The organism is Pelagivirga sediminicola, from assembly GCF_003072125.1.
GTDB classification, from domain to species: domain Bacteria; phylum Pseudomonadota; class Alphaproteobacteria; order Rhodobacterales; family Rhodobacteraceae; genus Roseovarius; species Roseovarius sediminicola.
In genome coordinates this window covers 69,614-95,173 of the sequence record NZ_QCYH01000004.1, presented here as the reverse complement: position 1 = coordinate 95,173, position 25,560 = coordinate 69,614, and the positions used below count along the sequence as shown (strand labels likewise).

The window sequence follows — 25,560 nt, the reverse complement described above, 5'->3', positions numbered from 1 at the left end:
ACATGGCTGTAGGAATTGCCGAACCGGCGGAATTTCAGGCCGCCGTGGCGGACGGGCGCATGGTTCCGTTCTCGGCCCATAACCCGAACTTCGTTGTGGACCTCGATGCGATCCCCCTGGGCGCTAAGATCGGCGCGGTGTCCCTGCTGGGGCTACTTGCGAATTAGGACAACGCCCACGGGCGCCCGTTGATTGCGAAAGATCACGGGACGACGTCATGACGGATTTTCACCTGTCGCGCGGCACGGTGCTGGCTCTTTGCCAGATCACCGCACCCGCAGTCGTCATACGCCTTTGCCATGGGATGAGTGCCCGCATCCGGCGACTTCAACGGCTATTGCGCTGGGAGATGCCGCGCACTTTATAGCTTGCGGCGTCAGGCGCGGGACAGCACCGCGCGCGGCCGGGCGCGATAGAGGGCGGAGGTGACCAGTCCGGCGATCACGGCCTTGATCGCGTCGCCGGGAATGAACGCGGTGACCAAGAGCGCCGATTGCAGCGGTGTCTTGTCCAGCACCAGCGACATCCCGATGATGCCGAACGCATAGAGCACCGCGCCCCCTGCCGCTGCCGCAACGCCCGCCGACAGCGCGACCGGGCCGCGGCGCCAGCGTTCGGTGATCAGACCCGCGACAAAGGCCGCGGCCGGAAAGCCGATGACGAAGCCGCCCGTCGGCCCGACGATCACGCCCAGCCCGCCCTTGCCGCCAGACAGCAGCGGCAGACCCAGAAAGACCAGCAGGAGGAACAGGAGCACCGCCAGCGTGCCGCGCCTTGCGCCCAGAACCGTGCCGCACAGCATTACGCCCAGCGATTGCGCGGTGATCGGCACGCCGAAAGGCAGCATCACCGCCGGAACAAGTCCCAGCGCCGCGATCAGCGCGGCAAAAAGGGCGATTAGGGCGATGTTGCGTTCCATGGTTTGCCTCCCGTTGGCGATATCGTGACAGTTGCGCCGGAATGACCGCGGCTGGCAACCGAAAATGTCGGGGCAGCGCAGTCAGATCCCGCCGCGCGCCTTCAACGCGTCGGCCACATGCTCGGCGTCGTCCAGCGCGATCAGCGTGAAGGGCAGAACGATGCGCCAGCCCGGTCTGCGCGATGAGCGCGCGCGCCACGCCTGCCCGAGCGCCGCGCCCTTGGCCGCGAGCTTGGGGGTGAAGCGGATGACCAGCGCGATCCCCAGCTCCAGAGCGCGCGTGTTCAGACCCACGCGGCGCAGCGGCGCGGCCAGCCAGCGCACCACATCGACCATGTCCGACAGCCGCGTTGTCATGGTCACGAGATTCGCCAGCCCCACTGCCGTTACCAGCCGCAGCGCGATCACCGCGCCCTGCGCTGGTGTCGCCGTCGCCAGATGCCAGATCACGATCACCGCCAGAAACGGCCAGAGCATCCGCAGCCGCGCCACACCGCTGCGCAAGAAAACCGCCCCCGGCGCCGCGTAAAGCGCGAGCATCACGGCAAAGGCCGCGCCCTGCCCCGCGACGCTGTCCAGCGCGAACAGCGCCATCGTGGCGATGCAGAGCGCCGCCAGCTTGGCCCCCGCGGGCCAGCGATGCGCGCGCGTTTCAACCGGCGAGGTCAGAGATATCATCCATCCCTCCCAGCCGCTCCATATCGGCGATATAGGCGCCCAGCACGTCGCGCGCGGGCCCGTCCTGCGCGATGCGCCCGTCTGCGATCCAGATCACGCGATCATAACCCGCCAGCGTGGCCGGATCGTGAGAAATATGCAGCAGATGCGCCTCCACCCGCTCCAGATAGCGGGTCAGCTGCATCCGGGTGGGAATGTCGAGGCCAGACAGCGGCTCGTCCAGCACGATCAGGCGGGGACGCATGGCGAGGATCGCCATGAGGCAGAGCAGTTGTTTCTGCCCCTGGCTGAGCGGATGCACCGCGGCGCCCTGCCAATGCGCCTTGCCAAAGTCTTGCAGGATGGCGCGCACGCCTTCCGCGGCCTCGGCCTTCGACTGGCCAAGCTGCGTGAGGCCGAAGGCGATTTCCTCGTCCACGGTGGGAAAGATGATCTGGTGGTCGGGGTTCTGGAAAAGGATCCCGACCGTGCGGATCGCGGCCTTGCGATCCCGCGCCACATCGACGCCAAAGAGCCGCACCTGCCCCGCGTCCGGCGCGTGAAGCCCTGCGATCACCCGCGCCAGCGTGCTTTTGCCGGACCCGTTGCGCCCGACGATGCCGATGCGCCGCTCCTGCGCGGTCAGGGTCAGCCCATGCAAAATCGCCCGCCCCTCAAGGGCGAGCGATACGTTGTCCAGTGTCAGTGGCTGCGCCAATCTTCGTCCGCCCTCTCAAAACCGCCCGCAACGTCTAGCCGCGCGGGCGGCATCAAGACAAGGCTCAGATGTCGAACTTGACGCCCTGCGCCAGCGGCAATTCGTCGGAGTAGTTGACAGTGTTCGTCTGGCGCCGCATGTAGCCCTTCCAGGCATCGGATCCGCTCTCGCGGCCGCCGCCGGTCTCCTTCTCGCCGCCGAATGCGCCGCCGATCTCGGCACCCGAGGGGCCGATATTGACGTTGGCGATGCCGCAATCGCTGCCCATGTCGGACACGAACCGCTCGGCCTCGCGCACGTTGAGGGTGAAGATGCAGCTGCTGAGGCCCTGCGGCACGTCGTTCTGCATCTCGATCGCCTCGTCCAGCGTGTCATATTCCATGACATAAAGGATCGGCGCGAAGGTTTCCTCCTTCACGATGTCGGTCTGGCTGGGCATCACGGCGATGGCGGGATTGACGTAGACGCCGCCGTCCACGCCTTCGGCCTTGCCGCCGCCGATAATGGTGCCGCCCTGCGATTTGGCCGCGCTCAGCGCCTTTTCCATGCCGTCGCCTGCCGCCTTGTCGATCAGCGGGCCAACCAGCGTGCCGTCCTCCAGCGGGCTGCCGATGGGCAGGCCGGAATACGCCTTTTCAAGCTTCTGCACCAGATCGTCCTTGATCGACTTGTGCACGATCAGGCGGCGCAGCGACGTGCAGCGCTGGCCTGCGGTGCCCACCGCCGAGAAGGTGATCGCGCGAACGGCCATATCCAGATCCGCCGAAGGCGCCACGATCATCGCGTTGTTGCCGCCCAGCTCCAGAATGCAGCGGCCAAAGCGTTCGGCCACCTTGGGACCGACGGCGCGGCCCATGCGGGTGGAGCCGGTGGCCGAGATGATCGGCACGTCCCTGGATGCCGACAGCGCCTCGCCCAGATCGGCGCGGCCGATGACGACCTGCAAGAGATTGTCAGGCGCATCGCCGAATTTCTTCAGCGCCCGCTCGAAGATGTTGAGCGTTGCAAGCGCGGTCAGCGGGGTTTTTTCGGACGGCTTCCAGATCACCGGGTTGCCGCACACGAGCGCCAGCGCCGAGTTCCAGGCCCATGGCGCGACCGGGAAGTTGAAGGCGGTGATGACGCCTGCGGGGCCCATCGGGTGCCACGTCTCCATCATGCGGTGGCCGGGACGCTCCGACGCGATGGTCAGACCGAACAGCTGGCGCGACTGGCCGACGGCCAGATCGCAGATGTCGATCATCTCCTGCACCTCGCCAAGGCCCTCGGAGACGATCTTGCCCGCCTCCCAGCTGACCAGCGCGCCCAGATCGTCCTTGGCCGCGCGCAACTCGTCGCCCAAAAGGCGCACCAGCTCGCCGCGGCGGGGCGCGGGCACCTGTCGCCATGCTTTGAACGCGGTATTGGCATCCTTGATGATGCGGTCCATCTCGGCGCCCTTGGTCTCGGCCAGTTCCGCCATCAGGCTGCCGTCAACGGGCGAGTGGACGGCCAGCGTGCCGCCTTTGAGATCGCCGTCCTTCAGGCCCAGATTGCCAAGAACGGTTTTCAGCGATGTATCTTTTGAAGTGCTCACGAGCATGCTCCTATCCAGTAACTCTACCGGGTGCGTAAAGCCCCCCGAACTCGGTGGCAAGGAAGTCCGTCATTTTCACCTGCTCCTGCCCCACAAAACCGCTTGCGGGCAGCTTGCCGGTGCGCATCAGATCGACAACCGCAAGGATGCCGGCGGCGGTGGTGATCTGGATCGCGGTCCAGTGCCTGCCGTCGATCTGGCGCGCGACGGTCTTGTTGATGAAACTGCGCTCGCGCAGGATGCCGTCCTTCGTGCCGGTGGCGGTGCAATAGACCACCACGACATCCTGATCGGTGCGCGGCAGCGCCGTCTCGAAGATGTCTTTCAGCAGATCGCGCCGCCGCTCCAGCCCCAGATCATGCAGCAGCATCCTGAGAATCGCGCAATGGCCGGGATAGCGCATCGTGCGGTAGGACACCCGCCGCGCGCGGCCCTTCAGCGTCTCGGCCAGCGTGCCAAGGCCGCCGGAGGTGTTGAAACACTCGTAATCGGTGCCGTCGAGCGCCAGTTCCTCCAGATCCTCCAGCGGAGCCAGCTGGCGCAGCTCGCCATCCACCAGAGCGGTGCAGGGGTTGCAATATTCGTTGATCAGCCCGTCGGTGGACCAGGTCAGATTGTATTTCAGCGCATTCGTCGGATAGAGCGGCAGCGCCCCCACCCGCAGCGACAGCGTGTCCAGCTCGTCGAACTGCGCGGCCAGATCGGCGCCCGCGATGCCGACGAAACCGGGCGCGAGGCCGCATTGCGGCATGAACGCGGTCTGCGCCCCCTCGGCCAGCTTTTGCACGGCGGCAGTGGCGGCGACATCCTCGGTCAGGTCGAAATAATGCGCGCCCGCCGTCTTGGCCGCCGCGGCAATCTGCGGCGTCAGGAAAAAGGGTGCGGCGCTGATGACGGCATCATGACCTTTCAGGGCATCGGCCAGCACTCCATCATCGCCAACATCGGCCTGCGCCACCTTGATGCCGGAATCGGCCAGTTTCTTCAGGCCAGCGGCGTCCCGGTCGATTACCGTCACCTCATAATGCGGCGAGCCCTGCAAGAGCGTGCCGATCATCTGCCCGATCTTGCCCGCGCCGACGATTGCTATTTTCCAGACATCCATGTGCAAACCTCTTTTTGTGTCAGCTCCAAGGATGCGCACCCGTCCACTCGCCGAACAGGTGGCAAAATGCCGATCGAGACACCCCTTTCCGGCGATCTGTCGGGATCATCCGCCGAAATCGCGATCCTTGCTCAGCAGATGGCGCGATACGGCCTGCGCCGCCTCGTCATAGCTGCGGTCCAGCTTGCGCCCGAACACCACCGACGTGTTGGTGCGCAGGATGCCGGGGATTTCGGCCACCTCATCGACGAACACATCCAGATCCTCGATCCGGGGCGCCTGCGCGCTGACGAAAAGGTCATATTCGCCGTTGATCGACAGGATCAGGCGCACCTCGGTATAGCTTTCCAGCTTTTTCAGGATCTTGCGGGTCTCCTGCTGGCGGATCTCCAGCAGCATCAGCACCTCGATACGCTCTTCGGCGGGGTTGTGCGTCAGCACCACGGAATAGCCTGCGATGGTGCCGTCACGCTCCATCCGGGACACGCGCTCGTGCACGGTCGAGCGGGCGACGCCCAGCCGCGCGGCGATGGTCGACGTCGCCGCACGCGCATTTCTTTGCAACTCGCGCACGATGCGCCGGTCCAGATCATCTCTCATGCAAAATGCCGCTCTTTCCGGTGATTTGCCGGATTATCACGCCCTGCCGCGCCCTTCGTCAAGGGCGGGCGCCATTGCCTGCTTGCACCGCGCGCGGGCGGCGGGCAATGTGCGCGGCAAATCGCACAAGACCGGAGACACGCGATGGACCGCGCAGAAATCGTGCATGAAAACTTCCTCGCCCGCGTGCCTGCCGGTGATCTGCCGCAAGGCGCCGCACCGAATGACGCGCTGAGCGATGCGGAGGCGGTGGCGCTCTACCGTGCGCAATGCCTGTCCCGCGCGCTGGACCGTACCAGCCGCGCGATGCAAAAGGCGGGGCAAGGGTTCTATACCATCGGGTCCAGCGGGCATGAGGGGATGGCGGCCGTCGCCCACGCCCTGCGCCCCGATGACATCGCGTTTCTGCACTACCGCGACGCGGCGTTCCAGATCGCGCGCGCAGGCCAGGTGCCGGGCCAGTCGATCACCTGGGACATGCTGCTGAGCTTTGCCTGCTCGTCCGAAGATCCCATTTCCGGCGGGCGGCACAAGGTGCTGGGCTCGCGCGCGCTGATGATCCCGCCGCAGACCTCGACCATCGCCAGCCATCTGCCCAAGGCGGTCGGCGCGGCCTACGGGCTGGGATTGGCGCGCCGCCGCCCGCCCGAGCATCGCGCGCTGCCCCATGACGGCATCGCCATGGCGTCCTTTGGCGATGCGTCCGCCAACCACTCCACCGCGCAGGGCGCGATCAACACGGCGGGCTGGACCAGTGTCCAATCGGTGCCGATGCCCATGCTTTTCGTCTGCGAGGATAACGGCATCGGCATTTCCACCCAGACACCCAAAGGCTGGATCGCCGCGTCGATGCAGCACCGCCCCGGCATCCGGTATTTCCACGCCGACGGTCTGGATATCTACGACACCGCCAAGGTGGCGGCAGAGGCCGCGCATTACGTCCGCACGCAGCGCAAGCCGGCCTTCCTGCATCTGACGATGGTGCGCCTTTACGGCCATGCGGGCGCCGATCTGCCCACCACCTACCTGCCGAAATCGCTGGTCGAGGCGGAGGAGGCCAGCGATCCCTTGCTGCACACCGTCCGCCTGCTGGACGCGGCGGGCGCGCTGGACCGCAAGGACGCGCTGAGCATCTATGAGGAAACGAACGCCCGCGTTGCCCGCGTCGCCGAAGAGGCCGTGACACGCCCGCGCCTGAGAACCGCCGCCGATGTCATGGCCAGCATCATCCCCCCGAAACGCGACTGCGCCCCCACCAACGGCCCCAGCGCGGAGGAGCGCGAGGCCGCCTTCGGCAGCGACATGCGCCAGCTCGATCAGCCGCAGCCGATGAGCCGCCTCATCAACTGGGCGCTGACCGACCTCATGCTGGAGCATGGCGAGATCGTGGTGATGGGCGAGGATGTGGGCCGCAAGGGCGGCGTTTACGGCGTGACGCAGCGCCTGCACCAGCGCTTCGGCACCGACCGCGTGATCGACACCCTGCTGGACGAGCAGAGCATTCTGGGCCTCGCCATCGGCATGGCGCATAACGGCTTCATCCCGATGCCCGAAATCCAGTTTCTGGCCTATCTGCACAATGCCGAGGACCAGATGCGCGGCGAGGCGGCGACGCTGCCGTTTTTCAGCCAAGGGCAATTTACCAACCCGATGGTGCTGCGCATTGCCGGGCTGGGATATCAGAAGGGCTTTGGCGGGCATTTCCACAACGACAACAGCCTTGCCGTGCTGCGCGACATCCCCGGCATCATCATCGCCTGCCCCTCAAATGGCCCGGACGCCGCGATGATGCTGCGCGAATCCGTGCGGCTGGCGCGCGAGGAACAGCGCGTGGTGGTCTTCGTGGAGCCGATCGCGCTCTACCCGATGCGCGATCTGCATGAGACGGGCGATAACGGCTGGATGGGCACCTATCCCAGTCCAGACGAACGCATCCCGCTGGAAAGCGTCGGCGTGCATGGGCAGGGCAAGGATCTGGCCATCGTCAGCTATGGCAACGGCTATTACCTGTCGCGGCAGGCGCAGGAGGTGCTGCGCGCCGAAGGGATCGACGCGCGCGTGATCGACATGCGCTGGATCGCGCCGGTGCCGGAACAGGCGCTGCTGGACGCAACGCGCGGGTGCAAATCGGTGCTGATCGTGGATGAGTGCCGCCGCACCGGCGGGCAGGCCGAGGGGCTGATGGCGCTGTTCGTCGAGCGGGCGGAACTGCCGGTCAGCCGCATCGCTGCCGAGGATAGCTTCATCGCCACCGGCCCGGCCTATGCGGCCACCATGCCATCGCGCGACAGCATCGTTGCCGCTGCAAGGGAGGCCTGCGAATGACGTGCCGCGCCGTTCTGATCTGCCCCGGACGGGGCACCTATAACAAGCCCGAGCTGGGCTATCTGCAGCGCCATCACGCGGGCCATCCGCTGCTGGACACGTTCGACGACCTGCGCCGCGCCGAAGGCCAGACGCCAGTGACCGAACTGGACGGCGCCGAGCGGTTTTCCAATGCGGTTCACACCGTGGGCGATGCCGCCTCGCCGCTGATCTACGCCGCCTCCTATCTGGACCGCCGCGCGCTGGCCGAGGATATCGAGCTGGTCGCCGTCACCGGCAATTCGATGGGCTGGTATATCGCGCTGGCCGCCGCGGGCGCGCTGGACGCGGAAGGCGGGTTTCAGGTGGTCAACACCATGGGCCGCCTCATGCAGGAGGCCTCCATCGGCGGGCAGCTGGTCTATCCCTGCATCGGCCCCGACTGGCGCGCTGATCCTGCGCGCAAGGCCGACCTGCTGGCGACAGTGGCGCAGATCGACGCAGGCGACGCCGTGCTGCGCCTGTCCATCGATCTCGGCGGAATGCTGGTGCTGGCGGGCGACGAGGCGGGGCTGAAGGCGTTCGAGGCCGCCGTGCCGCGCCTTGATGAGCGGTTCCCGATGCGCCTGCCGCATCACGCGGCGTTCCATACTCACCTGCAAGGGCCCGTGGCGCAGCAAGGGCGAGACGCCCTGCCCGCGTCCCTGTTTCATCAGCCAGAGCTGCCCATGATCGACGGGCGCGGCGCGATCTGGTGGCCGGGCGCCACCGACACAAGCGCGCTTTACGACTACACGCTGGGCCATCAGGTGACGGAGCCTTACGACTTCACCCGCGCGATCCAGATCGCGGCGCGCGAATTCGCGCCCGACATGTTCATCGTCACCGGGCCGGGCAACACGCTGGGAGGGGCGGTGGCGCAATCGCTGGTCGCGGCGGGCTGGGGCGGTATGGACAGCAAGGAGGCGTTTCAGGCGCGGCAGGCCGACACGCCGCTGCTGGTGTCCATGGGGCTGGAGGAACAGCGCGCGGTCGTCACCGATTGATCGGCTAAAGCGTTTCGCGAAAAACCTGAATCACCGATTTTCGCGAAACGCGCGCGACATATCAGCGTCGTGTGCATTTCACCTTTATCTGATGTCTCAGGTTAAAGGCGAAACGCTTTAGCGGGCGGTCAAAGCCGCTTCATGCTGAAGGTGAAGACCGTGCGTTCGTCATCCGATTCGACCGTCAACTCGCCGCCATGGCCGCGCGCGATTTCGCGCGCGATGAACAGGCCCAGCCCCAGACCTTGCTGTGATTGGCGCAGATCGGCGCGGGTATAGGGCTCGAATAGCATCTCGCGGGCTTCGGGCGGAATCGGTTCGCCGCGATTGGCGACCCACAGGTAGAACCATCCGTCGTGGTCCTTGGCGCCCATCGTGACGGGCGCGCCCGGCTCGCCATGGGTGACCGCATTGGCAAGCAGGTTCGAGACAAGCTGCGCCATGCGGTCCGCGTCGCAATGGATCGGATCGCAGAAATCGTATTCGGTAATGATCTCGATATCGGGATGCGCAAGGCTGATTTCCTGCGCCGTATGCTCAAGGATCGGCTTCACATCATATTCGCCATCCCGGTCGATATTCATGCCCCCGCCCAGCCGCGCACGGGCGAAATCCATCACATCGTCGATCAGCCGCGCGATCCGACCGCTCGACCCCTCGATCGAGCCCAGCATTTCATGGACCTGCGCATCCTCGGTCGCGCGCCCGATCACACGCGCGGCGGCGTTGATCGCGGCCAGCGGGTTGCGCACGTCATGGCCCAGCACGGCGATGAACTGCTCGCGCAGCTTCGCCTCGTCATCGCGGGTCTTGAGCGCGGCCTCGTTCGCCTTTTCGTCCGTGACGCAGCGGCCCGAGCAGAAGAAAAGCTTGTCCTCCGGCACGGAGTGCCACGAGATCCATTCGTAATCGCCATCCTTGCGCCGGTACCGGTTGACGAAGTTCAGCACGGGCAGCCCGGCACTGACCCGGTCAAAGTTCAGTTGCGTGCGCATCATGTCGTCCGGATGGATCAGATCGATAAAATGACAGTTTTCGAGCTCGGCCTCGGTATATCCCAGAACACGCAGCCACGCGGGGTTGGTTTCGACAAACCGTCCCTCACGATCCATAAATCCCAGCAGATCCGGCGTCACATGCCAGGTCAGACCACTCACGTCTTTTTGTTTCACTTAAACCGTCACCCCCACGCAATTTTCGACAGATACCACTTTTCCGGCGGGCTGTCATCGCCAATACAAGGGTTTGGTGAGCATTGGGCCGCGCAGGCGTGCGGCGCGGCCCAATTGTGCGCTTAGCGGCCTTTCCAGACCGGATCACGCTTTTCGGCGAAGGCGCGGGCGCCTTCCAGCTGATCCTCGGAATTATACAGCCGCTCGACAGTCTCGTACTGGCTGCGCGCGATCTTGTTCATCACGGTCTGGAAATCCTTGCCTTCGGCGTCGCGCACGATCTCCTTCAACGCCGCATAGACAAGCGGCGGGCCGCCCGCCAGTTCATCTGCCATCTTGCGCGCCTCGTCCATCAGGTCGGCGGCGGGCAGAACCCGGTTGACGAGGCCCCAGCGCGCCGCCTCTTCCGCGTCGATCCAGCGACCGGTCAGCAGCATTTCCATCGCGATATGATAGGGAATGCGCTTGGGCAGCTTGACGCTGGCCGCGTCGGCCACCGTGCCGGAATTGATCTCGGGCAGCGCGAATTGCGCGTGGTCGGCGGCCAGGATGATATCCGCACCCAGCGCCAGTTCAAGCCCGCCGCCACAGCAGATGCCGTTGACGGCGGCAATCACCGGCTTGTTCAGACCGCGCAGCTCCTGCAGGCCGCCGAAGCCGCCGACGCCGTAATCGCCGTCAACCGCATCGCCATCTGCGGCGGCCTTCAGATCCCAGCCGGGGCAAAAGAATTTCTCGCCGCCGCCGGTCAGAACCGCGACGCGCAGGTTGTCGTCATCGCGAAAATCGCGGAACACCTCGCCCATGAGGCGGCTGGTTTTCAGATCAATGGCGTTGGCCTTGGGCCGGTCCAGCGTCACTTCCAGCACATGGCCGCGCGTTTCGGTCTTGATGGGGCTGTCTGTCATGGTTTCTCTCCAGTTCTAATCAGCGCGTCAGCGGCGACGGCGCGGGTTTGCGTGCAAATGAGCGGGTTGATCTCGACCTCTTGCAGTTGGGCGGCGTTCTCGGTCACGTAATCCTGCACCGCCATGACGGCGCGCACAATCGCCGCGCGGTCTGCGCCCGGCTGGCCGCGATACCCCGCCAGCATCGGCGCGATGCGCAAGGATTGAAGCGCCTCCGTGATGTCATCCTCGGTGACGGGCAGGATCAGCGAGGCGCTGTCCTGCAGGATCTCTGTCAGAACGCCGCCCGCCGCGAGCGTCAGGATGAGGCCATGCGCCGGGTCGCGCACGACGCCAATCAACAGCTCGGCGACAGCGCCGGTGATCATCTCCTCCAGCAGGTAGGCCGGCGCGCCCATGCGGCCCGCCGCCGCCATCACCGCGTCCGACGTGGCAAGGTTCAGCGCCACCGCGCCCGCCTCGGTCTTGTGCGCGAAGCCCTCGCCTTTCAAGACCAGCGGCAGAGGTATGGCGCCCGCCGCCGCCTGCAATCCTGACGCCTCCACGCGCCGGGCCTGCGGCACGTCCACGCCATGCGCGGCCAGCGCGGCCTTGCTGGCGGCTTCGCTCAACACCTTGGCCAGGCCATCATCGCCGGGCAAAAGCACGGGCGCGGTGGCGGCGCGTTGGCCGCCCAGCGCGGCAGCAGCCTCGATCGCGATCATCGCCTCCTCGATGCCCAGAAGCGGGATCAGCCCGGCCTCCGTCACGCGGCGCGCGACCGCCTCGCTCAGGTTCTCCGGCAGGGTGGCAACGAAGGCCAGCGGCCTGCCCGTGGCGCGGCTGGCGGCGGCGCCGGCGGCAAGGGTGCAATCCCAGGCGGCATCGCTGCACCTGTCGGTGCGCGGGAAATCCACCACAAGACAGCCCAGCGCCACGTCACCGGACAGGGCGGCGGTAAACGCCTCGGTCATCGCGGGCACGTCATCCCAGATGAACGTGTGATAATCCAAGGGGTTGGCCAGCGCCACCATCGGCCCCAGCGCCGCGCGAAGGGCGGCGTGCTGCACGCCGTCCAGCGGCGGGAACGTCACGTCGCGCCCGACCGCGGCGTCGGCCATCAGGCTGGCCTCTCCGCCCGAGCAGGACATCGAGATGATGCGATTCGACGGCAGCGGCCCGGCCAGATGCAGCAGCTTCAGCGTCTCCAGCATCTTGGGCAGGCTATCGACCTGCGCGATCCCCAGTCGCCGCAACAGCGCCCGCGCGCCCGCGTCGCTGCCGGCCAGCGAGGCGGTATGCGACACCGTCGCCGTGCGCGCCTGCGCCGATTTGCCGACCTTGAGCGCGACGATCGGCTTGCCGAGGGCGCGGGCGCGATCCGCCAGCGCCTCGAACGCGGCCAGATCGCCGACGCCCTCGACATGCAGGCCCAGCGCCGTCACGCGGCTATCCTCCAGCAGCGCGCGGCCGATCTCGGCTAGGCCGGTCTGCGCCTGATTGCCCGCCGTCGCAACATAGGCCAGCGGCAGGCCGCGCGCCTGCATCGTCAGATTGATCGCAATGTTGGAGCTTTGCGTGACCAGCGCGACGCCCCGATCGCAGCGGGTGCCGCCATGCTGATCCGGCCACAGAAGCGCGCCGTCCAGATAGTTGATGAAGCCATAGCAATTGGGCCCGATGATTGGCATATCACCCGCCGCCTCCAGCAGACGGTCCTGCAGGGCATCGCCGTCCCCCATCTCGGCCTGCGCCTCGCGAAAGCCGCTGGCGAAACAGACCGCGCCGCCCGCGCCCATCGCGCCGAGGCCCTGCACCGTGTCGATGGTCGCGCTGCGGTTCACACCGATAAAGGCGGCATCGGGCACGCCCGGCAGATCGTCCAGCGAGGGATAGGCCTTCAGCCCGCCCATTTCGGCGCGCTTGGGATGCACCGGCCATACGGGGCCGTCAAAGCCCATGCGGCGGCATTGTTCGATCACCGAGGCGCACCACACGCCGCCGCCGATGACTGCGATGGATTTGGGCCGGATCAGGCGCGAGAGGTCACGCGTCATGTCGGATGCTCCTCATCAAGAGTTTTCATGCCTTCGGCGAGGATATTTTTTTGCAAGAAGAAGCGGGCGGTAACGCATGATTAACCACTCTTGTCCAGTATGGATGCACGGTACAGGCGGGGACGCCGATGACCGTGCAAGGAGAAAAGGTTTCGCCTTTCGAGAGGGGGCGCCGGAATGGCCCCCCTCTTTATTTTCGCTCCGGTCTCCCTCGCCGAAGGCCGGGGTTTCTTGGAGCGGCCACTGTCAGGCCCCCAGGGGGCGCAGCAACTCGCGGCTGATGATGTGGCGCTGGATTTCGGATGTGCCGTCCCAGATCCGCTCGACCCGCGCATCGCGCCAGAAGCGCTCGATCGGGAAATCGTCCATCAGGCCCATGCCGCCATAGATCTGCAGCGTGGTGTCGGTGACACGCGCCAGCATTTCGGTCGCATAAAGCTTGGCCGAGGCGATCTCGCGGTTGGCGGGCAACCCCTGATCGAGGCGCCAGGCCGACGACAGGGTCAGCCAGTCGGCCGCGTCGATTTCGGTGATCATGTCGGCAATCTGAAAGCTGATGCCCTGGTTCTTGCCGATCGGCTGGCCAAACTGTTCGCGCTCGGCGGCATAATTCAGCGCCAGATCGAAACACCGACGCGCGCGCCCGACAGAGTTGGTGGCAACCGTGATGCGCGTGGCATAAAGCCACTCGTTCATCACCGCAAAACCGCCATCAACCTCGCCCAGCACCTGCGCATCCGGCAGGCGGCAATTGTCGAAATCAAGGATCATGTTCTTGTAGCCACGATGGCTGACCGAGCGGTATCCGTCGCGGATGGTAAAGCCCGGCGTGCCGCGATCGACGAGGAAGGTCGTGATCCGTTTCTTGGGTCCGCGCGGCGTCTGATCCTCGCCGGTGGCGACGAAAACGATGACGAAATCGGCATGATCGGCGCCCGAGATGAAGTGCTTGGTACCGTTCAGCACCCAGTCGCCGCCGTCGCGTTTGGCGCTGCACTTCATGCCGCGTACGTCCGATCCGGCGCCCGGCTCGGTCATGGCCAGCGCGTCCATCCGCTCGCCGCGCACGGCGGGCAGGAGATACTTCTCGCGCTGCTCGCCTTCGCAGGCCATCAGGATATTCTGCGGGCGGCCAAAGAAATGCGTCAGCGCCATGGAGCCGCGGCCAAGCTCGCGCTCGACCAATGCGAATTCGAGGTGCGACAGCCCCGCGCCGCCGACCTCCTCGGGGAAGTTGCAGGCGTAGAAGCCCAGATCCAGCGTCTTTTGCTTGATCTTTTCGGCCAGTTCGGGCGGCACCTCGCCGGTGCGCTCGACCTCGGCCTCGTGGGGATAAATCTCGTTCTCGACAAAGCTGCGCACGGTCGAGACGATCATTTCCTGTTCGTCGGTCAATCCGAAATTCATTGGGGTCACTCCTGGTGTGCGGCGGCCAGCGCTTCGACGCGGGCGGCGACTTCGGGGGCGGGATCGCAGGTGCGGCGGGTCTCGAGGCTGACATGCAGCATGAACTGGTCGCAGGTGGCGAGGATTTCGCCATCCTTGGCGCGGCGCATCTCATGCATGCAGCGCAGCTTCTTGCCCTTGCCTTCGGTCACGCGCGTATGCACCTCGACCGCCTCGCCCGCGTGGGTTTCGGCCAGATATTTCGTGGTCGTCTCGACGGTGAAATAGCTCAGGCCGTTTGCGACGTAGTCGTCATCGGCGCCGACGAAGGCCATCACCTCCTCGGCTGCGTCCGAGAAGATCTGGCCATAGCGCCCCTCGTTCATGTGGCCATTCGCGTCCGTCCAGTCGACGGGGATCGTGCGGCGCAGGCTGAGCATCGGGTTGCCTTCCTGCAATTCGGGCCGCAGCGTTTTCTCATGCTCGTTCAGCAGCCGTCCGGACGCGTTGCCCTGCTGTTTGAGGCTGCGCATCATGGCGATCAGGTTGCCGTCGCGCTTGCGCTCCAGCTGGCGGATGGTCAGGTGGCCGGACTGGTCGTCGGACTGATCGGCGATCATCTGCGCCAGCTCGTCCGTCAGTTCGGGCACGTCCATCAGCTTGGTCCAGGGCCACTGCAGGCAGGGGCCAAACTGGTCGATGAAGTGTTTCATCCCGGCCTCGCCGCCAGCGACGCGGTAGGTCTCGAACAGGCCCATCTGCGCCCAGCGGATGCCGAAGCCATAGCGGATCGCATTGTCGATCTCCTCGGTCGTGGCGATGCCGTCCTTGATGAGCCAAAGCGCCTCGCGCCAAACGGCCTCAAGGAAGCGGTCGGCGATATGCGCGTCGATCTCCTTGCGCACGCGCAGCGGATAGAGGCCGACGGAGGTCAGCAGTTCCGACGCGCGGTCCAGAAGCGCGGGGTCGCTCATCTCGGTCCCGACCATCTCGATCAGGGGCAGGATGTAGACGGGGTTGAACGGGTGGCACACCATGATCTGGCCGGGGCGCGCGGCGCCCTGCTGCAACTCGCTCGGCTTGTAGCCGCTGGTGGACGAGCCGATGATCGCATCCTCGGCGCAGACAGATTGGATCTCGGCATAGACCTTGTGCTTGATGTCGAGCCGCTCGGGCACGCTTTCCTGGATCCAGTCGGCGCCCTCGACCGTCTCGGCCACCGTGTCGTGGAAGCTGAGCGCGCCCTCTTCGGGCATGGCGTAGTCATACAGCATCGGCAGCGCATGGCGCGCGTTGCCCAGCACCTCGCCGATCTTGCGCTGCGCCTGCAGGTCGGGGTCGAAGATGCGCACGTCCCAGCCGTTCAGCAGGAAACGCGCGGCCCATCCGCCGCCGATCACGCCGCCGCCGATGATGGCGGCCGTCATTTTCTTGGTCATATCGTGGTCCGATCTATTGGCTTGCGGCTCACTTCGGGGCGCGTTTGGTCAGGCGCAGCTTGTCGCGCACATCGGCGGGGCCCATCACCTTGGCGCCCATCCGCTCGATGATCTCGCGGGCGCGGGTGACAAGCTGGTGGTTCTCGGCCAGAACGCCCTTGTCCAGCATCAGGTTATCCTCAAGCCCCACGCGCACGTTGCCGCCGGCCAGCACCGACGCCGCCACATAAGGCATCTGGTCGCGGCCAAGGCTGAAGGCGGACCAGTTCCAGTCGTCCGGCACGTTGTTCACCATCGCCATGAAGGTATTCATGTCGTTCGGCGCGCCCCACGGCACACCCATGCACAGCTGCACCAGCGCGTCCTTCTCCAGCACGCCGTCCTTGACCAGCTGCTTGGCATACCACAGATGGCCGGTGTCGAAAGCCTCGATCTCGGGCTTCACGCCCAGTTCGGTCATCATGCCACCCATCGCGGTCAGCATGCCGGGCGTGTTGGTCATGACGTAATCGGCCTCGGCGAAGTTCATCGTGCCGCAATCCAGCGTGCAGATCTCCGGCAGGCAGTCGGCCACATGAGCCACGCGCTCGGTCGCGCCGACCATGTCGGACGCCTTCTCGTTCAGCGGCAGGGGCGATTCGGGATCGCCAAAGACCATGTCGCCGCCCATGCCCGCCGTCAGGTTCAGCACGACGTCTGTGTCGCTGGCGCGGATGCGCTCCGTCAACTCGCGGTAGAGCTTCAGATCGCGGCTGGGCGCGCCGGTGTCCGGGTCGCGCACGTGGCAATGCACGATGGCGGCGCCCGCCTTGGCGGCGGCGATGGCGGCATCGGCGATCTGCTCGGGCGAGCGGGGCACATGGGGGCTGCGGTCCTGGGTGCCGCCGCCGCCGGTGACGGCGCAGGTGATGAAGACGTCGCGATTCATGGTCAGGGGCATGGGGCGTCCTTTCGGGAATGTCCGGATTGAGTTGCCCGCATGGTAACGCTGGCCTGCGGACGGATTGTGCAGTATCAGACAGGAATGATGCAGAAATGGACAAAACCCGGCGCGCCGCCGACGCGCATCGCCTTTCTTCTCTTTGACAGGTTTTCCAACCTGTGCCTTGCCAACTGTCTGGAGCCATTGCGCGCGGCCAACGCCGTCAGCCGGGCCAGCGTTTTCGACTGGCAAATCCTCACCATGACAGGCGATGCCGCCGACAGCTCCAGCGGGATGCAGGTGCTGCCGCACGGCCCGGCGGCAGCGATGGAGCGCTGTGATTATCTTTTCGTTCTGGCCAGTTACGGCCATGTCGCCCATGACACATCCCGCACGCGCCAGACCTTGCGAAGCGCGGCGAAAAAGGCGCGCGTTCTGGTCGGGATGGACACCGGGCCGTGGCTGCTGGCCTCTGCGGGCCTCTTGGGGGGGCGACGCGCGACGCTGCATTGGGATCTGCAGGATGCCTTTGCCGAAAGGTTCCTGGACGTCGATGTCGAGCGGTCGCGCGTGACGCGCGATGGGCCCGTCATCACCTGCGCCGGCGCGATGAGCGCGATCGATCTGATGATGGACCTGATCGCGCAGCACGCGGGCATGGCCGCGCGGCTGGATGTCGAGGATCAGTTCATGCATGGCAGCGACACCCCGGCGACGGCGCCGCAATCGGACCTGCTGGTGCGCCGCGCGCTGGAGCAGATGCGCGCGCATGTCGAACGGCCCCTGCCGCTGGGCGCAATCGCGCGGCGGCTGGGTTGCCAGCCCCGGACGCTGGACCGGCATTTCCGCCGCGACCTGGGCGCGCCGCCCGGCACGGTCTATCGCCATCTGCGCCTGTCGGAGGCACGCAAGCTGCTGGACAGCACAAGCCTCGGCATAGCCGAGATTGCCGTGCGCTGCGGCTATGAATCGCCCGCCGCGCTGGCCCGCGCGATGCGCCTGCGCTACGGCGCGGCGCCGACCCGCCTGCGCAGCGAGGGGGCGGTGGCCAGCCGCGTTGGCGCGAACGGAACCGGCGCACCCCCTGCGCGTTGACGTTTCGACATTGTGCATCGCGAAAGGACATTTCATGAACCGCCTGTCCATTTACATGATCGTGCTCAGCGCCAGCGGCATCGCGGGCGCACTCGTCGTCGCGGCGTTTTCCTTGGGTTATTATTCGGTGTGGGCAATCGCACTTTGCGTGGTCGTCGGCCTTGCCATCGCCATTCCCAGCGGCAAGCTGATCGCGAAGCGGATCAAGAAGGAAGACCCTGCATGGGATGCCCGCCGCGACGCGCCTCAGCCGGACCTTGACCGTTCACGCTCCAGCAGGACAGATCCCACCGAATAACCCGCTCCGAAGGAGCATATCAGCCCCCTGTCGCCCGGCGCCATATCGGCGCTGTGATGCGCGAAGGCGATGATCGACCCGGCCGAGGACGTGTTGGCATAGTCGCTCAGCACGTTGGGCTGCTCGTCCGGGGACGGCACGCGCCCCATCACCTTGCGCCCGATGAAATCGTTCATGGACTTGTTGGCCTGATGCAGCCAGAGGCGTTTCAGATCGCCCGGCGCGATGCCGCCCGCGGCGAGATGATCCGCGATATGCTGCGACACCATCGGCAGCACTTCCTTGAACACGCGCCGCCCCTCCTGCATGAACTGCATGTCGCGCCGGTCCTCCATCCGGCCGTGCGCGCGGCGCAGATAGCCGTTCTCGTTCCGGATATTGTTGGAAAACTGCGTATTGCAGCGGGTCGACAGGATGCGGAATGCGCCCCCCTTGGCCGCCTGAACCGGCTCGATCACCGTGGCGGTGCAGACATCGCCGAAAATGAAATGACAGTCCCGGTCGCGCCATTCGGTATGGGCGCTGCAAATCTCGGGATTGACCAGAACGGCGCAGCGGGCCGTGCCTGCGCGGATCATGTCCGCCGCCGCCTGTATCGCGAAGGTGGCCGAGGAACAGGCCACGTTCATGTCGAAGGCAAAGCCGCCCGCGCCGATAAGCTGCTGGATTTCCACGGCAATCGCCGGATAGGCGCGCTCGTGATTCGAGGCCGCACAAATCACCAGATCCACCTCGTGCCCCTCGCGCCCGGCCTGCGCCAGCGCCTCGGCGCACGCCTTGAGCGCCATTTCCGCCATCAGGCTGGGCTGCGCGGGATCGCGCGGCGGCAGGACGGGATGCATGATCTCGGGGTCCAGTATGCCGTCCCGCGTGACCACGTGGCGCTGATGGATGCCCGATGCGGTGACGATGAAATCGCTGCTGGAATGGCCCTTGCGCCGCAGCGTGCCCGCCTCGATGGCTTCGGCATTGCGGGCGTTGAACAGGTCCGCATAGGCGTTGAAGGCGCGCACCAGCTCGTCATTGGTGATGAGATCGGGCGGCGTATGCACACCGCTGCCGGTGATCGCGGCGGCGCCCATCTAGCCCACCACGTTGGGCGGCACGTCGCCCGCGAAGAACGCCCTGAGATTGTCCACGGCCAGCATCCCCATCGCCTCGCGCACATCCTGCGCGGCGGTGCCCAGATGCGGCAGCAGGACGGCATTTTCCAGCGCCATCAGCGCGGCGGGAACCTGTGGCTCGTGCTCGTAGACGTCAAGGCCCGCGCCCGCGATCTGCCCCGATTGCAACGCGGCGATCAGGGCCGTCTCGTCCACCACATCCCCGCGCGAGATGTTGATGAAATGCGCATGGGGCTGCATCGCTGCGAGGACATCGGCGCAGATCAGGTGACGCGTCTCGGCCCCGCCCGGCACGGCCGCGACGATGACATCGGCGCGCGCGGCCAGCGCGGCAAGGGTGCCGGTCCGTGTGGCGGCAAAGTCCAGATCCTTGGGCGTGCGGCTGTGGTAGATCACCTTCATGCCCAGCCCGTGCAGGCAGCGCCGCGCGATCGCCTGCCCGATCCGGCCCATGCCGACGATCCCCACCGTCCGGCCGCCCAGATGCAGGCCCAGCATCTGTGTCGGATGCCAGCCCTGCCACTGCCCCGAGCGCACCAGGCGCTCGCCCGCGCCCGCGCGGCGCGCGCTCATCAGGATGAGCGTCAGGGCGATATCGGCGGTGGCGTCCGTCACCGCGCCGGGCGTGTTGGTGACGGTGATGCCGCAGGCCGCGGCGGCAGCGGTATCGATATGGTCATACCCGACGCCGAAATTGGCCAGAATCTTGCAACGATGCGTCCCGCCGCCAAGGATGTCGGCGTCGAACCTGTCGCCCAACGTCGCCAGCACGCCGTCATAAAGCGCCAGTGCCGCGCGCATCTCTGCCGGTTTCATCGGCTGCGTGCTGTCTCGCTGCTCCACGTCGAAGGCGGCCGCGGCGGCGGCGGTCACGCAATCGGGCAACGGGCGGGTCAGAAGGACGCGGCTCAATGCATCCGCCCGCCGATAGGCACGTCGCTGTCGGGGGCCAGCAGCACGATCTCGCCGTCCGCGTCCGCGACGCCCAGCACCAGAACCTCGGACATGAAGGGGCCGATCTGGCGGGGCGGAAAGTTGACGACACCCATCACCATGCGCCCCGTCAGTGTTTCGGGCGTGTAATGCGCCGTGATCTGCGCGGATGTCTTGCGCTCGCCGATATCCGGGCCGAAATCGATCCACATCTTGATCGCGGGTTTGCGCGCCTCGGGGAATGGCTCGGCCCGCGTGACGCGGCCGACGCGGATATCGACGGCCATGAAATCATCAAAGGCGATCTCAGCCATTGCGCAGCTCCCGCGAGCGATTAGCGGCGGCGCCGACGGTGCGGCGGATCAGGTCCGGCAGGCCGTTTTCTTCGTCCATCAGCACCTCAAGCCCTGCCTGCGTGGTGCCATTGGGGCTGGTCACGTTGACGCGCAATTCCGACGGCGTCTCCTCCGCCGCCTCGGCCAGCGCGCCGGCGCCCGCGACGGTGGCCTGCGCCAGCTGCATCGCCAGCTCCGGGCTCAGCCCCTCGGCCTCGCCCGCCTTTGCCATGCATTCGATCATGTGGAAAACATAGGCCGGGCCAGAGCCGGAAACGCCGGTGACGGCATCCATCTGGTCCTCGCTTTCCAGCCGAACGACCTGGCCTACCGCGCGCAAAAGCGCCTCCGCCAGGTCCAGCTGGGCGCTGCTGGCATGCACGTTGCCGATGATCGAGGTGATCCCGCGCCCCACGGCGGCGGGGGTGTTGGGCATGGCGCGGATGATCGGGCTCTCGCTGCCGAGCGCGGCCTCGAACGCGGAAATCGGGGTGCCGGCAGCGACCGAGATGAAGAGCGTCACACCATTGCCCATCTTCTTGAGGGAGGGCAGCGCCTCGCCCATCATCTGCGGCTTCACCGCGATCAGCACGATCCCCGGCGCGGCGGGCAGGTTGTCCGCGTTGATCTGCACGCCGGTATTCTTCAGCCAGTCCGAGGGGTTGGGATCGATCACCCAGACCGACGAGGGCGGCAGCCCGTCCGACAGCCAGCCTTGCAACATTGCACTGCCCATCTTGCCGCAGCCCAGCAGCACAAGGCCCTTTTCGGCGACGAAATCCATATCCATGACGCAGTCCCTCTTGCCTGTTTTCAGGTTCCAAGGGCAAGGTTACGCGCGGCCATAAGCCTCTGCAATGGCGACCTGCATCGCGTCGCGCGGGGTGCGGTCGCCCCACAGAACCAGCTGGAAGGCGGGATAATAGCGCTCGGCGTTCAGAACGGCGGCGGTGATGATCGCGTCGATCTGCTCGGGCGAGGCGCCCTGCCCGCCGGACATCAGCAGACCATAGCGATAGACCATCAGCTTCTGCTCGCCCCAATAGGTGAAGGCGCCGGTCCAGCACTGGTCGTTCACCTCGTTCAGGGCCTCGAAAAGAACCGGCAGTTTTTCGCCGGGCGGGTCCATTTCGAAGGTGCAGACCATGCGCAGCGTCTCGTCATGGGCCGACCATGCCAGCGTGATCGCATAGGTTCGCCATTGCCCTTCAACGGCCATGGCGATCTGGTCATCGCCGACGCGGTCGAATTGCCATTCGTTGTGCTCGGCCAGGTTTTCCACGATATCAATGGGATGGAGATCGTCTGTCAGGAACTGCTCGGACAATGCCATGGCTCTACCTCTGGGTTGGATCCGGTTTTGAGGATTCTTCGCGCCCCAAGCACTGGATGCCTGCTCTATAGGCTGGGGGTGCTCCCCATGCCCTTACCAGATATGGTGCGGGACAGTCGCTCACCTGTAAAGCTATTTGTTGTGGATAACCGCAATAAGTTGTGGACGATATCGCGCGGCACCCCATATCCTGCTTGGAGAGGGATGGTCAGCCCTGCGGACGGTCTGGCGCATTGGCTGCGGCACGCATCCGTGCCACGCAGCCCGCCAACACCCCCATATCCTCAAGCGCGTTAAGGTTTTCGACCAGCACATCCAGCGTGCGGCTATAGGCGATGATTGCCGCGTCGCGGCGGACCTTGTCCGGCGCATCGCGAATGATACCCTTGAGCGCTTTCAGCTTTGCCAGACCGTCGCGGGCCGCCTGCACCAGTTGCGCGGCGTCAGACATCACGCCCCGCAAGGGGGCATCGGGGCGCGGTTCGGGCCGCGCGGCAGGACGCCGACCGGAGAACACATCTCATGGGGTATCCCCACATTTCAGATACAATCTAAACTGGTAACTAACAGAAATCGTGGTATTTTTCGCACAACGTGTAAAACTTTAACCGTCTAGTCAATCATTTTTTTCCATGTCACACCCCTCGCATGGCCCTGTTCAGTCTCGAAAAACTCCGCGAAATTGCCGATGAGGGGATCGCCCGTCACGGGCTGCGCGGATATGCGCGCAAGCTGGGGCTGGATGTCAGCACGATGCGCAGCCTGCGCGACGGGCGCGACATGCAGATCTCGAAGGTGACGGAGATCATTGACGCGCTTGGCCTGACGCTGGTCCTGCGCGGCGGCGATGCAGGCGCGCCGGTGGCCGCCCGCCAGTTCGGCCCGCACGCGCCCGCAGGCCAAGGCGATCATCCCGCGCCGATCTTCATCGCCCCGCATGAAAAGGCGCCGCACCCGGCGCAGGCGGAGGTCGCATTTCAGGCCGATTGGCTGGCCGCGCAAGGCTGGAGCATGCCGCATCTGCGCTGCATCACGGCCCCGGCGCGGTGCGGGCCGCACAACCTGTGGCCCGGCGCGCTGTGCCTGCTGGAGTGCTCGCGCGATTGGCCGGACACGCATGAGACATGGGCCTATCTGGACGGCGCGGATGTCCAGGTCAGCTATCTGGATCGTCCCGGCCCGGGCGCCCTGCTGATTTCGGGAAACGATCCTGCCCAGCCGACGCGGCTTGTCACCGGCCCGGCGCTGGACACGATCACGCCGCTGGGCCGGGTGGTCTGGGCCGGCGTCTTGCTGCGCAAATAGCGCGCCGCGCGGTCATCGGCGGTCCGGCGTGCCCGCCTCCAGCGCATCGAGCCGCGCCTTCAGCGCCTCGTTCTCCTCGCGGGCCTTCTGCGCCATGGCGCGCACGGCATCGAATTCCTCGCGCGTGACGAAATCGCGGTCGGCCAGCCAGCGGTCGATCATCGACGACATCGCCGTTTCAGCCTCCTGCCGCGCGCCCTGGGCCACGCCCATTGCGTTGGTCATAAGTTGCGAGATATCGTCCATTACCTTGTTGCGGGTCTGCATAGTCGGGCCTCCGGCGCTGGGGTTTCATCATTTGAGCGGTTTTGCACTATATGGGGCCGCCGCGGCCCCGCTGCAAGCGGCGCGCGGTTGACTTCCCCCCCGTTGCGCGGCCATGTCAGCGCCATGAACGCGGTCCTTCCATATCCCGACATCTCGCCCGAGATCTTCTCGATCTCGATCTTGGGCATGGAATTTGCCCTGCGCTGGTATGCGCTGGCCTATATCGCGGGGATCCTGCTGGGCTGGCGCATCGTGCTGCATGCCGTGCGGCGCCCCGATCTGTGGCAGGCCAAGACGCCCGTCATGACGCCCAAGCAGGTCGAGGATCTGATGTTCTGGGCGATCCTGGGCATCATCCTAGGCGGGCGGCTGGGCTTCGTGCTGTTTTATCAGCCGGGCTATTACAAATCGAATCCGCTGGAAATCCTGCAGGTCTGGCAGGGCGGCATGTCCTTTCATGGCGGGATGCTGGGCGTGCTGGTGGCGTGTATCGCGTTTTCGCAGCGCCACAAGCTGCGCATCCTGTCGGTCGGCGATCTGCTTTGCATGGCTGCGCCTGCCGGGCTGATGCTGGGCCGGATCGCCAATTTCATCAATGCCGAGCTGTGGGGCAGGCCCACCGATCTGCCGTGGGGCGTGATCTTTCCCGGCGCGGCGGCGCAGGATTGCCCCGGCGTGGTCGGGCTGTGCGCGCGCCATCCCTCGCAGCTATACGAGGCGCTGCTGGAAGGGCTGGTTCTGGGCGCGGTGCTGCTGTGGCTGGCGTATCGGCGCGGCGCGCTGAAGCGGCCGGGCCGGATCACCGGCTGGTTCTTCATCGGCTACGGCGCGGCGCGCTTCATCGTCGAGCTGGCCCGCGAGGCGGACGCGCAATTCATTTCCGAAGGCAACCCGCTGGGTCACGCGGTGCAGTTCGGCGCGGGCCTTGGCCTGTCGATGGGGCAGATCCTGTCGCTGCCGATGATCGCGTTCGGCATCGCGCTGCTGCTGACACGCCCAAGGGCGCCGTGACGCCGCTGGAGCAACTCTTGCTGGCCCAGATCGAAGAGGCCGGGCCGATGACGCTGGCCGAGTATATGGCGCTGTGCCTGATGCACCCCAAGCACGGCTATTACGTCACGCGCGATCCGCTGGGCGCGGCGGGCGATTTCACCACCGCGCCGGAAATCAGCCAGATGTTCGGAGAGCTTCTTGGCCTGTCCCTTGCGCAGGCATGGCTGGATCAGGGCGCCCCCCGCCCCTTTGCACTGGCCGAGCTGGGCCCGGGTCGCGGCACGCTGATGGCCGATATCCTGCGCGCCACCCGCGCCGTGCCCGGTTTTCACGCCGCAGCAAGGCTGCATCTGGTCGAGACATCGCCGGTCTTGCGCGCGGCGCAGGCCACGGCGCTGCAGGACGCCGCGCCCGTCTGGTGCGACACGGTGCAGGCGCTGCCCGATCTGCCGCTCTTTCTGGTGGCCAACGAATTCTTCGACGCGCTGCCGATCCGGCAAGCCCAGCGCAGCGGCCCGCACTGGCGCGAACGCATGATCGGGCGCGACGAAGGCCGGCTGTCCCCCGGCCTCAGCGCGCCTGTCGCGCTGCCGCAACTGGCGCACCGGCTGGACGATACGCGCGATGGCGATATCGTCGAGTTCAGCCCCCTGTCCGCCCAGATCGCGCAGCATGTCGGCGCGCAGATCGCGGCGCGCGGCGGCGCCGCGATCATCGTGGATTACGGCGACTGGCGCGCCTTGGGCGACACGTTTCAGGCCCTGCGCGCCCATGCGCCAGCCGATCCGTATGAGGCCCCCGGCACTGCCGATCTGACCGCTCATGTCGATTTCGAGGCGCTGGCGCTGGCCGCCGCCCCCGCACGCCGCAGCCGCGTGACACCCCAGGGCGTGTTTCTGGAGCGGCTGGGGATCACGCCGCGCGCGCAAAAGCTGGCCCGCACCCTGACCGGCGCCGCGCGCGATGCCCATGTCGCGGCACATCGGCGCTTGACCCACCCGGCGGAAATGGGAACGCTGTTCAAGGTGATGGCGCTCTACCCGCAGGGCGCCGCACCGCCACCGGGATTGTCCGAATGAGGCTGGCAGA

Annotated in this window: 27 protein-coding genes; 8 read left to right on the top strand and 19 right to left on the bottom strand. The window is 66.1% G+C overall.

Translation table 11 applies throughout. The features are described from left to right. Positions 1-2: 2 nt before the first annotated feature. A complete protein-coding gene (locus tag DC366_RS19865; RefSeq protein WP_165802872.1) occupies positions 3-167 on the top strand; it encodes an amidohydrolase in 165 nt (54 codons plus the stop codon). A 209-nt stretch (positions 168-376) separates the two neighbouring features. Here the strand turns inward: DC366_RS19865 and DC366_RS08740 are convergent, their stop codons facing one another. The 6 genes from DC366_RS08740 to DC366_RS08715 all read right to left on the bottom strand — a co-directional run bounded on the left by DC366_RS08740 (position 377) and on the right by DC366_RS08715 (position 5,575). Beyond that, positions 377-919: a biotin transporter BioY gene (locus DC366_RS08740; protein WP_108691833.1), complete on the bottom strand. Its 543-nt coding sequence runs from the start codon at positions 917-919 to the stop codon at positions 377-379. Between the two features lie 81 nt (positions 920-1,000). Next, entirely contained in the window at positions 1,001-1,597 is a 597-nt protein-coding gene (locus DC366_RS08735) for an energy-coupling factor transporter transmembrane component T family protein (RefSeq protein WP_108691832.1), read from the bottom strand. Then, positions 1,572-2,294 carry an energy-coupling factor ABC transporter ATP-binding protein gene (locus DC366_RS08730; RefSeq protein WP_108691831.1) on the bottom strand — a complete coding sequence of 241 codons (723 nt, stop codon included), beginning with the start codon at positions 2,292-2,294 and terminating at the stop codon, positions 1,572-1,574. The genes DC366_RS08735 and DC366_RS08730 overlap by 26 nt, the downstream gene beginning before the upstream one ends. 64 nt (positions 2,295-2,358) lie before the next feature. Continuing rightward, complete coding sequence (gene amaB / locus DC366_RS08725; protein ID WP_439331654.1) at positions 2,359-3,870, bottom strand: L-piperidine-6-carboxylate dehydrogenase; 1,512 nt, start codon at positions 3,868-3,870, stop codon at positions 2,359-2,361. A 10-nt stretch (positions 3,871-3,880) separates the two neighbouring features. Beyond that, a complete protein-coding gene (locus DC366_RS08720; RefSeq protein WP_108691829.1) occupies positions 3,881-4,975 on the bottom strand; it encodes a saccharopine dehydrogenase family protein in 1,095 nt (364 codons plus the stop codon). A gap of 105 nt (positions 4,976-5,080) precedes the next feature. Continuing rightward, the gene (locus DC366_RS08715; RefSeq protein ID WP_108691828.1) at positions 5,081-5,575 is read right to left on the bottom strand and encodes an Lrp/AsnC family transcriptional regulator; all 495 of its coding nucleotides are present in this window, start codon (positions 5,573-5,575) and stop codon (positions 5,081-5,083) included. A gap of 144 nt (positions 5,576-5,719) precedes the next feature. Between DC366_RS08715 and DC366_RS08710 the strand changes: the two genes are divergently transcribed. Together DC366_RS08710 and DC366_RS08705 are read left to right on the top strand one after the other, a co-directional pair. Next, complete coding sequence (locus DC366_RS08710; RefSeq protein WP_108691827.1) at positions 5,720-7,900, top strand: thiamine pyrophosphate-dependent enzyme; 2,181 nt, start codon at positions 5,720-5,722, stop codon at positions 7,898-7,900. Further along, entirely contained in the window at positions 7,897-8,925 is a 1,029-nt protein-coding gene (locus DC366_RS08705) for an ACP S-malonyltransferase (protein ID WP_108691826.1), read from the top strand. Before DC366_RS08710 ends, DC366_RS08705 begins: the two co-directional genes overlap by 4 nt. 128 nt (positions 8,926-9,053) lie before the next feature. Here the strand turns inward: DC366_RS08705 and DC366_RS08700 are convergent, their stop codons facing one another. From DC366_RS08700 to bcoG, 6 genes are all read right to left on the bottom strand, one after another. Further along, positions 9,054-10,082 carry a PAS domain-containing sensor histidine kinase gene (locus tag DC366_RS08700; RefSeq protein WP_243405083.1) on the bottom strand — a complete coding sequence of 343 codons (1,029 nt, stop codon included), beginning with the start codon at positions 10,080-10,082 and terminating at the stop codon, positions 9,054-9,056. Between the two features lie 137 nt (positions 10,083-10,219). After that, complete coding sequence (locus tag DC366_RS08695; RefSeq protein WP_108691825.1) at positions 10,220-11,005, bottom strand: carnitinyl-CoA dehydratase; 786 nt, start codon at positions 11,003-11,005, stop codon at positions 10,220-10,222. After that, entirely contained in the window at positions 11,002-13,041 is a 2,040-nt protein-coding gene (locus DC366_RS08690; RefSeq protein ID WP_108691824.1) for an acetate--CoA ligase family protein, read from the bottom strand. Before DC366_RS08690 ends, DC366_RS08695 begins: the two co-directional genes overlap by 4 nt. Before the next feature lie 246 nt (positions 13,042-13,287). Beyond that, a complete protein-coding gene (locus DC366_RS08685) occupies positions 13,288-14,448 on the bottom strand; it encodes an acyl-CoA dehydrogenase family protein (RefSeq protein WP_108691823.1) in 1,161 nt (386 codons plus the stop codon). A 5-nt stretch (positions 14,449-14,453) separates the two neighbouring features. Then, a complete protein-coding gene (locus tag DC366_RS08680; RefSeq protein ID WP_108691822.1) occupies positions 14,454-15,866 on the bottom strand; it encodes a carnitine 3-dehydrogenase in 1,413 nt (470 codons plus the stop codon). Positions 15,867-15,894: 28 nt separating this feature from the next. After that, positions 15,895-16,806: a 3-dehydrocarnitine:acetyl-CoA trimethylamine transferase BcoG gene (gene bcoG, locus DC366_RS08675; protein WP_108691821.1), complete on the bottom strand. Its 912-nt coding sequence runs from the start codon at positions 16,804-16,806 to the stop codon at positions 15,895-15,897. Between the two features lie 39 nt (positions 16,807-16,845). Here bcoG and DC366_RS08670 point away from each other — a divergent pair, with 39 nt between their 5' ends. Then, the gene (locus tag DC366_RS08670) at positions 16,846-17,883 is read left to right on the top strand and encodes a GlxA family transcriptional regulator (protein WP_243405082.1); all 1,038 of its coding nucleotides are present in this window, start codon (positions 16,846-16,848) and stop codon (positions 17,881-17,883) included. A 34-nt stretch (positions 17,884-17,917) separates the two neighbouring features. Beyond that, complete coding sequence (locus tag DC366_RS08665; RefSeq protein WP_108691820.1) at positions 17,918-18,181, top strand: hypothetical protein; 264 nt, start codon at positions 17,918-17,920, stop codon at positions 18,179-18,181. Here DC366_RS08665 and DC366_RS08660 read toward each other — a convergent pair. From DC366_RS08660 to DC366_RS08635, 6 genes are all read right to left on the bottom strand, one after another. After that, complete coding sequence (locus DC366_RS08660) at positions 18,130-19,263, bottom strand: beta-ketoacyl-ACP synthase III (protein WP_108691819.1); 1,134 nt, start codon at positions 19,261-19,263, stop codon at positions 18,130-18,132. The two genes, DC366_RS08665 and DC366_RS08660, sit on opposite strands and share 52 nt — an antisense overlap. Then, on the bottom strand, positions 19,264-20,217 hold the full coding sequence (locus tag DC366_RS08655; RefSeq protein ID WP_108691818.1) for a 2-hydroxyacid dehydrogenase: 954 nt from the start codon (positions 20,215-20,217) through the stop codon (positions 19,264-19,266). Continuing rightward, complete coding sequence (locus tag DC366_RS08650) at positions 20,214-20,552, bottom strand: tRNA-binding protein (RefSeq protein WP_108691817.1); 339 nt, start codon at positions 20,550-20,552, stop codon at positions 20,214-20,216. The genes DC366_RS08655 and DC366_RS08650 overlap by 4 nt, the downstream gene beginning before the upstream one ends. Further along, the gene (gene proC, locus DC366_RS08645; protein ID WP_108691816.1) at positions 20,545-21,363 is read right to left on the bottom strand and encodes a pyrroline-5-carboxylate reductase; all 819 of its coding nucleotides are present in this window, start codon (positions 21,361-21,363) and stop codon (positions 20,545-20,547) included. The genes DC366_RS08650 and proC overlap by 8 nt, the downstream gene beginning before the upstream one ends. A 42-nt stretch (positions 21,364-21,405) precedes the next feature. After that, positions 21,406-21,906 (bottom strand): type III secretion system chaperone family protein, encoded by a 501-nt coding sequence (locus DC366_RS08640; protein ID WP_108691815.1) that lies wholly within the window; start codon positions 21,904-21,906, stop codon positions 21,406-21,408. 208 nt (positions 21,907-22,114) lie between these two features. Continuing rightward, positions 22,115-22,357 carry a hypothetical protein gene (locus DC366_RS08635; RefSeq protein WP_108691814.1) on the bottom strand — a complete coding sequence of 81 codons (243 nt, stop codon included), beginning with the start codon at positions 22,355-22,357 and terminating at the stop codon, positions 22,115-22,117. A 197-nt stretch (positions 22,358-22,554) separates the two neighbouring features. On the opposite strand from DC366_RS08635, the gene DC366_RS08630 reads away from it, so the two are divergent. Further along, entirely contained in the window at positions 22,555-23,211 is a 657-nt protein-coding gene (locus tag DC366_RS08630; RefSeq protein WP_108691813.1) for a hypothetical protein, read from the top strand. 12 nt (positions 23,212-23,223) lie between these two features. Here the strand turns inward: DC366_RS08630 and DC366_RS08625 are convergent, their stop codons facing one another. Further along, positions 23,224-23,478: an accessory factor UbiK family protein gene (locus tag DC366_RS08625; protein WP_108691812.1), complete on the bottom strand. Its 255-nt coding sequence runs from the start codon at positions 23,476-23,478 to the stop codon at positions 23,224-23,226. 123 nt (positions 23,479-23,601) lie between these two features. On the opposite strand from DC366_RS08625, the gene lgt reads away from it, so the two are divergent. After that, entirely contained in the window at positions 23,602-24,489 is an 888-nt protein-coding gene (lgt, locus tag DC366_RS08620) for a prolipoprotein diacylglyceryl transferase (protein ID WP_108692004.1), read from the top strand. Beyond that, complete coding sequence (locus tag DC366_RS08615) at positions 24,486-25,550, top strand: class I SAM-dependent methyltransferase (RefSeq protein ID WP_108691811.1); 1,065 nt, start codon at positions 24,486-24,488, stop codon at positions 25,548-25,550. The genes lgt and DC366_RS08615 overlap by 4 nt, the downstream gene beginning before the upstream one ends. Positions 25,551-25,560 lie beyond the last annotated feature (10 nt).